6 protein-coding genes are annotated in these 11,855 nt (G+C 37.4%); 3 read left to right on the plus strand and 3 right to left on the minus strand.

Features of this window, described 5'->3' with window-relative positions:
- Positions 1–2: 2 nt before the first annotated feature.
- Positions 3–2,519 carry a carboxylesterase family protein gene (locus ACUN8G_RS07030; RefSeq protein ID WP_437347744.1) on the minus strand — a complete coding sequence of 839 codons (2,517 nt, stop codon included), beginning with the start codon at positions 2,517–2,519 and terminating at the stop codon, positions 3–5.
- An 11-nt stretch (positions 2,520–2,530) separates the two neighbouring features.
- Positions 2,531–4,459 carry a sodium:solute symporter family protein gene (locus tag ACUN8G_RS07035; RefSeq protein WP_437347743.1) on the minus strand — a complete coding sequence of 643 codons (1,929 nt, stop codon included), beginning with the start codon at positions 4,457–4,459 and terminating at the stop codon, positions 2,531–2,533.
- Positions 4,460–4,681: 222 nt separating this feature from the next.
- Between ACUN8G_RS07035 and ACUN8G_RS07040 the strand changes: the two genes are divergently transcribed.
- From ACUN8G_RS07040 to ACUN8G_RS07050, 3 genes are read left to right on the plus strand one after another with little or no spacing between them, the layout of a single operon-like run.
- Positions 4,682–6,916 (plus strand): glycoside hydrolase family 20 protein, encoded by a 2,235-nt coding sequence (locus tag ACUN8G_RS07040; protein ID WP_437347742.1) that lies wholly within the window; start codon positions 4,682–4,684, stop codon positions 6,914–6,916.
- A 17-nt stretch (positions 6,917–6,933) separates the two neighbouring features.
- Positions 6,934–8,358, plus strand: a complete 1,425-nt coding sequence (locus ACUN8G_RS07045; protein ID WP_437347741.1) for an alpha-L-fucosidase — start codon at positions 6,934–6,936, stop codon at positions 8,356–8,358.
- A 1-nt stretch (position 8,359) separates the two neighbouring features.
- A complete protein-coding gene (locus ACUN8G_RS07050) occupies positions 8,360–10,570 on the plus strand; it encodes an alpha-L-fucosidase (protein WP_437347740.1) in 2,211 nt (736 codons plus the stop codon).
- On the opposite strand, the gene fucP is transcribed toward ACUN8G_RS07050, so the two are convergent.
- Positions 10,557–11,855: an L-fucose:H+ symporter permease gene (gene fucP / locus ACUN8G_RS07055; RefSeq protein ID WP_437347739.1), complete on the minus strand. Its 1,299-nt coding sequence runs from the start codon at positions 11,853–11,855 to the stop codon at positions 10,557–10,559. The two genes, ACUN8G_RS07050 and fucP, sit on opposite strands and share 14 nt — an antisense overlap.

Below are 11,855 nucleotides of genomic sequence, written 5' to 3' on the forward strand. Positions count from 1 at the left end.
ACCTAAAACTTATTTATAAATTCACCATTTTCAATGCTCCAGTCGTTTCCGAAATAACCGATATAACGAATTCCATTTTCATCCGAATCGAGAATATTGCTGTCAAAAACCACAATATCCGGAAAACTAAGATAAGGGTGATAATATTGAGCTAATTCTGCCAGTTTCATTCCTTTTATTCCGGTGCCTGCAACAACGGCTACGCTGGCTATATCACTGTCTCTTCTCGGTCTGATCATTAGACAAGATAAATCTTTGCCGGAGTAAATTTTGTCTCCTATTTTAATTTTTCCTTTTTCAACGTTGACAGGGGAATCTTTCAATAATTTATTCCAGGCCGAATTAGTGGCAGCATTACCGTAGAGTACAACATTTCTGTCTTTATAAACAAGTGGATCGAATTGATCATCTTCAATAACCTCGATTGCCGAATTTCCCTGATACCACAAATACTCTGCATCAAACCGAGCTTTCTCATAAGCCCATTTGTTTTCTTCTTTTGTTCCGTGGGTACCATATACAAATAAAACATTGTTATTCAATACTTCTCTTATGTTTCCAAGGCGCGTAGGATTTTTATTTCCAGCATCCGGTTTGGTGGCGATTTCCCATATTCCGCCATTTTTACGAAGATATAATTTATAGTCCGGAGTTACATGGATATTCTCAATTTTCTGTCCATCAATTTCTACGGAAAAAGGCAAACCTGAATTTAGTACCGAAACGTCAAGCATTAAATAACATATATTATCAGTTACTCCTTTAAAAACTCTTTTGCCGTATTCCAGCGTGAAATCTACTTTGCTTGGTTTTTGTTGTCTTTCCTGATTAATAATTTCTATCCAATAATATTTTGATGAAATAGCTGGGTTAGCCGTTGTAAATTCAACTTTTCTGATCATCTGTTTTTTTGGAATGGAATGGCGCGCAAAGAAATCGAACATTGGCATCCAGTCCACGCAATCTGCACCAATTTCGTCGGAATTATCCCACCAATGTCCGGCACCTTTTTCAATATGGAATTCGTAATCCTTATGAAACTTAGAAACCACCTCCAGCATCGATTCAGCTTGAGATATCGGCACATTGTCGTCTGCATCACCGTGAATAACATAGATCCCGTTTTTGCTGAGATTTTTGGCAAATTGATAAGTGTCGCTCTGTTTTGATGAGCGAACCAGCATTTCTTTTACGTCTGATGTATCGATTAGATTTCTAATTCGATACGACCAGATGCTAATCCATCCAGCGCTTGGTCCGATGGCTGCAAAACGGTCGGGATAATTAATACCGAGCTGCCAGGTACCGTGTCCTCCCATCGAATGTCCTGTCAAATAAACTCTCTCTTCGTCAATGTTAAATTTCTTCAGCGCAATTTCAAGTACTTCAAGAGCATCAATTCTGCCCCAGTTCTCCCAATTAAAACCGTATGGTCTTCTGTTTGTAGGAGCTACAATATATCCCCAATTTTTATGACCATAGGAACTAGCCTGGTTAATTGCTTCGACGCCGGCTCCGTGCAAGCTCAGAAAGAGAGCTGGTTTGTTTTTCAACTCAAGCGGCGGATTAACAGCATAATATTGTACGCTTCCATCTAGTTTACTGATAAATGTTTCTCTTCTCGTTTCAAATCTATCTACTACTTTCAGTTCAATTCGTTCTGAAATTAAAATTTTTTCTCCATGATTCGATTTTTCTACAAGGTCAATCGTCAGCTTAATAACGTCCCTTTTATCTACTGCAGGAAGTTCAATCTTAAAAGGTGCTTTATAAACTGAAAGCGGATTAATTACGGGAAGTTTCGAATATGCTGGTATACTTCCTACTATAGAACTACCTGCATAAGTTTTAATAAACAAGTTGTTCAATTTTCGGTTATCAGCATTTATTAATAAAATGGCACCGAAGGACGAGGTTGGTTGATCGATGATCAAATCGGGTACAGTAAGGTCTTCTTTACTGAAAAGAATTGGAGGAATATTTTGATGAATTTTTACTTTTAATGCCCCACTTCTATTGCATCGGAAAACAAGATAGTTAACACCTTTTTTAAATTCAACGGGAATTAATGAATAATCAAACCTGGGTTCCCACGCTTCATATATATCCTTTGTTCTGTAAGGATTACCGCTTCTCATAGTGCCATTCACAAAAACAAAAGAGTGACCCATTGCTTCAAGTAAAACGATTTTGTCTCTTTCAGAATTATATTTCATATAGACATAACCGTTTTGTAATTCAGGGGCATTGAACCAGCCGTTCTCATCGGCATCAATTTTACGCCATTGTCCGATAATTTTATCACCTTTTTTAATTTTCTCTCCTGCAGTGGGCTCTTTCCAGTTATCGGTAACAATTGAACCGACAATCGGATCGGGACTAATTACATTATCTCTATAGGGATAGTCCATCTGGATAGCTAATCCGTCTTTTATTAATATCGTATCAGAGGTCTGAGCATTTAAGTTTAACAATGTAAAAAATAGCACAAGAAATGAAATTAATACTCTGGTTTTCATATTAGCCTCGTTTATTCATTGTTGTTAACTGTGCCGTCATCGTTATAATCTCTGGTCATGGTTTTCAGACGGTTCATCATATCCTTAAAATCGACGGTTCCGCCAATTATGAACCAGATGATAATAACGAATGAAACTGCAAGATTTATTTCGACATACTTTCTCCAGAAAGCCAGCCAAACCGAATCAGGTACATCGTATAAAAGATTCCATATCGTACCTATAATAAAAACCATTACCCATGCAAATGTCCACACATACGAAATGATATAAATCAGTTTATCACCTTTCGTAAATTCTTTACCTATACCGAGCATACGAAACCCTTTTAGAGGGACCTCGTTGACAACGATGCTCTCGTCTTTAATTGCATATTGACCGCGGTGTAACATTTTATCCATATTAAATTCCTGTCTTTTTCCCAACAACGAAACAAGGATATAGCTGAGAGACGAAACTCCCATCGAAATTGCCCAGAAATATTGTCCATTTATTGGAAAATCAGGATAAATTTGTTGAAGTATTATACCGCTTACAGCGACAATCGAACCGATAGTGAGCGAGACCCAAGCCGCTGCAGTAGTACCATATTTCCAGTAAAGCCCTCCGATAATGACTGAACCCGAGCCGCCAACAAAAATTGCTGCTGTAATAGCAAAGTAGAGAAAAATATATTCGGTCATCGGGAAAAATAAACTAAAGAGAAAAATAAATACACAAACACCCAGTATCGAATAACGGAGAACCTTGAGGTGTTGTTCGTGAGAAAATTTCTTTTTCCTGAAAGGTAGAACAACATCCTGGATAAAGATGCTGCCCCATGAATGCATATATGAACTGTTTGTACCAACAGTCGCCATAATCATTACCGCAAGCAGTGCACCTCTCAAGTAGAAAGGTAATATTTCGGAAAAAACAAGAGGAACTCTTAACTGGTTTTGAACAGCTTTGTTATCGATTCCATTCAATGTTTTTTCGACTGCCATCGACACATTTGAAAAATCCACATGGTGCAAAATGGTAAAAGCCACAACCGGGACGAATATATAGAATAACCACCTTGGAATATCTCTGAAGTTTGCCAGCACTTCACCCATTTTAGCTTCATGGGCGCTTTTGGCAGAAGAATAATATCCCTGTCCTCCCTGCCATGACATTTTACCATAGATAATTCCAACAACATTAATTAGAAAATACCAGAAATTAAAATCCTGAACCTCACTCGCCTTAAAAGGATTAATCAAAGAAGCGTTTTTTGGAACAGTACTTACAGCCTGCATTATTTGCTCCCAGTTGACGAAGAAAAGACAAAAAACGAGGATAGCAATAAATGTTATGTTTAAGAAAATGCCCTGTATAAATTCGGTAACTATTATAGCCACCTGTCCACCTACAAAAACAAAATAGAGAGAGACTACCAACAAAAGAGCCATAGTTACTGGGAATGTGGAAAATTCAACTCCCAAGAATTGAAAACTCAATGGGAGTCGGCAAAAATAAATAATAAAGCGAGCACTGACAGCTGGAAAAATTCCAAAATTCAGTAGTCCCGATATGAACGCCAGTATACCTGCATAAATTCTAAAATTTCGGCTGTATCTCATTTCGAGGAATTGTGCTACAGTTAATGCCCTTGTCTGTCTGAATCTGTAGATAACCCATCCGCTAACGGTTACAATTAAGAGTACAACAGCCATTATAAACTCCCACCAGCGCAGCACAAAACCGGCTACATAATTCATTTCCCACTGACCAACAATGGTAATGGCTCCAATTGCAGCCATTCCTTGAGATACTGTTATCATATATCTGCCTGCAGAACGACCTGCCGACAAAAAATCGGCCACACTTTTTACATGTCTTTTACTTAGATAAACCCCGTAGAAAGAAAAGCTCATTACTACGGCTACTATTAACCATTCATAAAAAGTTAAATCCATAAAATCACCATATTTTTTAGATTTTAAGTGAAAGCAGAATTCTTTAATTTAAGTAACTTTATTTTTAGAACGTTTTTATTTTATGAAAATAAACGCCGTATTTAATAAAACTATTTTAACTATTTTTTTATAAATTGCCAAAATAATTTTAGTATTTTTTTGATTTTTTGCATATTATTGTCAAAGGTATATTTTTTATAAAAAAATACAATGGAGGCAGTTATGAAGCTTTCTGCCGTAATTATGATTGGGTTACTGTTATCTATAACTCCTAAATATTATGGACAAAACAGCGCATTACAATCGCTGATTCCTAAACCGGAGAAAGTTATTCCATTGAAAGGGATGTTTACCTTTGACAATAAAATAAGCGTCATATCAACTAATAATAAATTAACAGCTTATTTTACAAATAGAATATTTGAACTGACAGGTATTAGTCTACTCAACAATACAACTAAAAACAAAACAATAACCTTTGAATTGGGTAAATTACCATCTGAAAGCGACGAGGAAGCGTATAACATCGAGATTAACGAATCAACAATTCATATTTATGCTAATACAGACGAAGGAATTTTTAGAGGGATTCAAACAATATTCCAGCTTATCCCCCCCGAAGTAAAAATGAAACGGAACGGTCAGCCATTCAAATTAGCCGCTTGCAAAATCGAAGACAAACCACGATTTCAGTGGCGGGGTTTGAATCTCGACTGTAGCCGCCATTTTATGAGTAAAAATTTCATCAAAAGGTACATCGACATTCTCGCGTATTTCAAGTTCAATACTCTTCACTGGCATTTTACCGACGACCAGGGGTGGAGAATCGAAATCAAGAAATATCCCAAATTAACCGAAATTGGGGCATGGCGAAAAGAAGCCGACGATTCAATTTACGGGGGATACTATACTCAGGAGGATATAAAAGAAATTGTAGACTATGCACAAAGCAGATATATAAATGTGGTTCCAGAAATTGAAATGCCAGGTCATTGCCTCGCTTCACTGGCAGCTTATCCTGAAAATTCCTGTACAGGTGGACCCTTCCAGGTTACAAATATGTGGGGCGTTATGAAAGATGTTTATTGTGCCGGCAGAGATTCTACTTTTATCTTCCTGGAGAATATACTGGATGAAGTAATTCAACTATTCCCCGGGAAGTATATTCATATCGGCGGCGATGAAGTTCCGAAAGACAGATGGAAAAACTGCCCCCGCTGTCAGGCGAGAATCAAATCGGAAGGTTTAAAAGATGAGAAAGAATTGCAAAGTTATTTCGTAAAACGGATTGTCAAATATTTAGAATCGAAAGGCAAGGTGGCAATTGGCTGGGATGAAATACTTGAAGGAGGACTTGCCCCCGGAGTAATAGTTCAATCCTGGCAGGGACACGACGGTGCAATAGCAGCGGCGCATCAAAAACATGCAACTATTTGTTCTCCTACTTCGCATACATATCTAAACTATGACCCGGATAATCTTGATCTCAAAATAGCATATTCATTTGAACCAGTCCCCGAAGAACTTAACGCAGAAGAAGCAGCTTACGTGATAGGAAGCGAAGTCAATTTATGGACAGAACATTGCCCTCAGGAAAAAGTAGACACTCAACTTTTTCCCCGTATTCTTGCCCTTTCAGAAGTATTCTGGACAAACAGCCAGAAAAATTATGACGAATTCTACAAACGTCTTAAATTCAAATACGATGACCTTGCTGCACTGGGCATTAAATACGGAAGGGAGTCAAAACTGATTACATATAAAATTGACCACGACAGCGATAATAACCAGTATAGAGTCACCTTCGACATCCATCAAGAAGGCATCGATCTCCGTTATACAACGAACGGAATAATGCCTACGTACAGGGCAAATATTTATAAAGAACCAATATTAATTGGCAACACGACAAAGCTTGTGGCCGCAGCTTTCAGAGATACAGTTTTTTTGGATAAAAAGATTAACTTCGATTTCATTTTTCATAAGGCCGTTGGAAAAGATATAAGATTAATTAACAGTTACAGCCTGCATTACAGGGCTAATGGCGACAATTCTTTAGTCGATGGAATAAGAGGGACAAACGATTTTCACGATGGTATGTGGCAGGGGTACCACGGTGTTGATTTCGAGGCAATTATTGACTTAGGTTCTATAAAGGAAATTTCGAAAGTTGTACCTCGTTTCATATTAAATTCAAACTCGTGGGTATTCCTTCCACAAAAAGTTATTATTTCAATCTCAGACGACGGAACTGAATTTACAGACGAAAAAGTAATAACAAACACTACCCCACAACAAAATTCTGAAATAATCGTAAAAGAATTTCAGGTGGATTATAGTGCAGCCAGAGCCCGTTTTATAAAAGTATTCGCTGAAAGTATAAAAGTATGCCCCGAATGGCATCCAGGAGCGGGTCATAAAGCCTGGCTCTTTATAGATGAAATCGTAGTTGAATAAATCTAAAGAGGAATTTTATGTCAGAAAAGAAAAAGAAATCGTTGCACGCCGGTGCCGTAAATATTGACGAAGCACTGAAAGTTTATTACCCGGAAACAGATAAACGAGTTCTCAAAAAATTGAAAGAATGGCAGAGTTTGAAATTTGGCCTGTTAATGCACTGGGCTCCTTCAAGCCAATGGGGGATAGTTGAATCGTGGTCATTGTGTTCAGAAGACGAAGACTGGTGTAAACGTAATATCGAAGATTACTGTGAATACAAAAAACAGTACGAAAACCTTATTACTACTTTCAACCCACTTAAATTCAATCCTGATAAATGGGCTGATGCAGCACATTCTGCCGGTATGAAATATTTTATCTTTACAACAAAACATCACGATGGCTTCTGCATGTACGACAGCCATTATACCGATTATAAAATTACTGGAAGCCGTTGTCCTTTCAGAGAGAATCCAAAAGGAGATATTACAAAAGCACTTTTTGATTCTTTCAGAAAATATAATTTTATGATTGGCGTATATTTTTCAAAACCTGACTGGCACTCCGACTATTACTGGTGGAGACGTTTTGCCACTCCCGACAGAAATGTTAATTATGACATAAAAAAATATCCGGAAAGATGGAATCAATTCGTAGAATTTACTCATAATCAAATTATGGAACTGATGACTGATTATGGAAAAATTGACATCCTCTGGCTCGACGGCTGCTGGGTGCGAAACTATACGGAAGAAGAATTGGAGTCAGAACGTAAAAAGGCAAATTTCAATATTTATCGCATTCAGAACCAGGACATTAACATTCCACTTCTTGCAAGGAAGGCAAGGAAAAAGCAACCTGGATTAATAATTGTCGATCGGGCAGTGCCGGGTCCTTATCAAAATTACCTTACACCCGAAAACCAGATTCCCGAAAACACCCTACCTTATCCGTGGGAAACATGTATGCCGATGACACCTTCCTGGTCTTATCAACCAGGGCTAAAGTATAAATCTACGAGAGAATTAATTCATCTATTAATCGATATAGTTTCAAAAGGAGGTAATTTACTATTGAATATTGCACCTACTCCTGAGGGAGACTGGGAACCGGAAGCCTATCAGCGGTTGAGCGAAATTGGGAAATGGATGAATATACATGGCGAGGCAATTTATGATTCGGCACCTCTCTTTCCTTATAACCAGAATCAAATTTCTTTTACACGTCGTGGCAATACCTTTTATGTATTTTACAGAATTAAAGAAGGAGAAACTACCTTACCGAAAAAAATCAACTTAGTTATTCCAGAGATAAAAGCAGAACCGACCGTCACGACTCTGGAACACGACAGAATACTTGATTACAAACGCTTGGAACAAAAAATTACAATCATAATTCCAGAAGAACTTCGAAGTGTGGGAAAGGATCAATATACATTTACCATGAAATTAAGGACATGATATGAGAAGGATATTATTATTAATCTTTACTCTTCCTCTGGTTATTTTTTCACAGTACAAAAGCAATATCGTATTTATTAATCAAGACGATACGCCCGCAGAAATTATTTATAAAGCTGCTAATGTAGTTCCAACAAAACGTCAATACGAGTGGCAAAAACTGGAACTTACAGCTTTCATCCATTTTGGTATGAATACATTTATGAATCTTGAGTGGGGACGAAAAGATTTTGATTTATCAATATTCAACCCGGTATCTATTAATACCGATCATTGGGTAAAAACTTTAAAGGATGCTGGTTTTAAACTTATCATACTTACTGCCAAACATCACGACGGATTTTGTCTGTGGCCAAGTAAATATACCAATTACGATATCGAGAATACGCCTTATAAAAACGGGAAAGGAGATATTGTAAAAGAGCTATCGGAATCCTGCCGCAAAGAAGGCATCAAATTCGGAATATATCTTTCTCCATGGGACATACACGAAGAAACCTACGGTACCGATGATTATAATGAATATTTTAGAAATCAATTAAGAGAATTATTAACGAACTATGGGCAGATTTCCGAAGTATGGTTCGACGGCGCATGCGGAGAAGGACCAAATGGAAAGAAACAGATTTACGAATGGCATACATATTATGAGTTGATTAGACAGCTTCAGCCCGAGTGCATAATTGCAAATATGGGTCCGGATGTAAGATGGGTAGGCACCGAATCAGGTTATGGAAGAAAAACTGAATGGAGCGTTCTACCCGGCAATATTTTGAATCAGGATTCGATTGCTGCATCGTCCCAGCAGAAAATATTGGATAATGCATTTATTCCACGTGACCTTACAGAAGAAGACCTGGGTAGAAGAGAAAAAATTTTCAAAGCCCGATCACTTATCTGGTACCCCGCCGAAATTGATGTTTCTATCCGCCCCCGATGGTTCTATCATAAAGAAGACGATAATTTCGTTAAATCGCCCGAAAAGCTTTTTGACATCTATTTTAATTCTGTTGGACTTAACGGTGTGTTACTCTTAAATGTTCCGCCCAATAAAGAAGGTCTTTTTGCCGAAGAAGATATCATGAGTCTTAATGGTTTTAAATACCTGATAGAAAATACGTTCGGAAAAAATCTTGCAACCGGTAAGATTATTTATATCTCCTCCGAAAAAAAAGGTAACGAAGCAAATTTAATTCTGGATAACAACAATGAAACCTTCTGGACAACAAACGGTTCGGACTCTACCGCCGTTATTGTTATTTCTCTCGATACGGTAAGAACCTTTAATTGTGCCATGCTACAGGAAAATATTCTGGAAGGCCAGAGAATTGAAAAATTTTCACTTGAATACTGGGATGAAAATCATTGGAAAAAGTTTGCAGAAGGTACTACAGTCGGATATAAAAGACTATTTAAATTCAGTCCCGTTACTACTTCGAAAGTAAGAATCATTATTGAACGGAGTAGAACAAATCCCACATTATCTACTTTTGGTTTATATATTAGTCCGCCGTCAATCTCCTTTTCAACTGCCGGTACAACTTTCAAAGATTCGATAGAGGTTAGAATAAATTGCGACATCCCTGACTCAAAAATATATTATACGCTCGACGGTTCACAGCCCGATAGTTCTTCATCCTGTTACAATGGAAGAATTATTATCGACTCTACAACTACAATTACAGCAATGGCAATCTCTCGAAACGGTAAAAAAAGTTTACCTGTTCAAACTAAGTATTATAAAGGGAAATACGAAATTGTATCCCTTACAGAATATTCTTCTGAGTATTCTGGAGGAGGTAAATATGCGCTTGTAAATGGAGTCCACGGCAGTAGCTACTTTAAAGATGGCAATTGGCAGGGTTATCATGGTAAAGACCTTGAAGTTATAATCGATTTAGAAAAGAATCGAGATATAAATAAAATATCGATCGGGTTTCTCAAAGATATAAATGCATATATTTTTTTGCCGAAAGTAATTAATTTCTACGTTTCTGAAAACGTTGATAATTTCACACTGATAGGGAAGAAATTTCCCGAGGAGAGTGAAGAAAAAGAAAAATCCGAGGTTCAGAATATAAGCATTAATACTAATGGTATTAAATGCAGGTATATAAAAATCGAGGCAAAAAACATCGGAGTTTGTCCCGAATGGCACATAGGGAAAGGAAGCAAAGCCTGGTTGTTTGTAGACGAAATTACCGTGGAATAGATATTTTCTTCTTCTGCTTGACGACGTATAAACCGTAATAAAGTATTATTAAAAAACAAATAAAAGGGATGATATAAGAGAAGTTGATATTGGACGTCAGATCGGACATTAGACCCTGCAAAGCAGTTAAAACTGCACCTCCCAGAATTGCCATTATAAGTCCAGAACTTGCAATTTGAGTATCATTCTTCAAGCCTTCTACAGCCAATCCGAATATCGTCGGGAACATCAAAGACATACACGCAGAAATCGACACAAGGGCGATAACACCCATATACCCTCTGGAAACTATAGCTGTAAACGTAAGAACCGCTGCTATACCGGATAAGTATACGAGTAATTTTGCAGGTGAAACATATTTCATCAAACCCGTACAAATGAATCGAAATAATGCAAATAAAATTAATGATATAAGATAGAAAGTGGCTGCATTTTTTTCATTCAGTTCCAGCTGCCTCATCACGTAACGAATTGTAAAAGACCATACACCTATCTGAGCTCCCACGTAGAAAAATTGTGCTGTAACTCCTAATAGATAATTTTTATTTCTTAATAATCTTTTTACGGATTGTTTAACATTTCCATATTCGACTTCATCTTTTGTGAGAGGCATTTTTGTAAGTGCAATAACTATCCACAATAATAAAAGTATTATCGCAACACCTACATATGGTCCCATAACGGCGGACAATTCAGCCGACTGAATTCTTTTTAGTTGTTCAGGAGCCATTGATAACCGTTCTGCACTCGATGCGTGGTTTAACTGTGATAAAATAAAAAGCTGACTAATAATGACTCCGGCAATAGAACCTACGGGATTAAACGATTGTGCAAGATTCAATCTTCGTGTAGCAGTTGATGGTTCACCCATAACAATTACATAGGGATTGGCAGAAGTCTCCAGAATTGAGAGGCCTCCGGCTAATATATAGAGTGCGAGCAGGAAGTGATAATAGTTCATCGTTTTACTTGCAGGATAAAAGAGTAAAGCTCCGGCTATGAACAATCCCAATCCAAGTAATACACCAGCCTTATAAGTAAATTTTTTTATGAAAAGTGCAGCAGGCAATGCCAGACAAAAATACGAACCGTAGAATGCAATCTGAATCCACGAGGTCTGGAAGTCAGATAAGCTCATTATTCTCTTAAATGCTGCCAGCAAAGTGTCTGTCATATTGTTAGCAAGCCCCCACCACGCAAAGCAGCTGGTTATAAGAATAAAAGGAATTAAATGGTTACGCTGCACAAGAGAAGGACTGGTTGATTTATCAAATTTACCGTTCAT

This window comes from Melioribacter sulfuriphilus (genome assembly GCF_052656625.1).

Excerpts from the sequence above, each read along its gene's own strand:
- ACUN8G_RS07040 (WP_437347742.1), top strand. The coding sequence starts at position 4,682 with ATGAAGCTTTCTGCCGTAATTATGATTGGGTTACTGTTATCTATAACT.
- fucP (WP_437347739.1), bottom strand. The coding sequence starts at position 11,855 with ATGAACGGTAAATTTGATAAATCAACCAGTCCTTCTCTTGTGCAGCGT.
- ACUN8G_RS07050 (WP_437347740.1), top strand. The coding sequence starts at position 8,360 with ATGAGAAGGATATTATTATTAATCTTTACTCTTCCTCTGGTTATTTTT.
- ACUN8G_RS07045 (WP_437347741.1), top strand. The coding sequence starts at position 6,934 with ATGTCAGAAAAGAAAAAGAAATCGTTGCACGCCGGTGCCGTAAATATT.
- ACUN8G_RS07035 (WP_437347743.1), bottom strand. The coding sequence starts at position 4,459 with ATGGATTTAACTTTTTATGAATGGTTAATAGTAGCCGTAGTAATGAGC.
- ACUN8G_RS07030 (WP_437347744.1), bottom strand. The coding sequence starts at position 2,519 with ATGAAAACCAGAGTATTAATTTCATTTCTTGTGCTATTTTTTACATTG.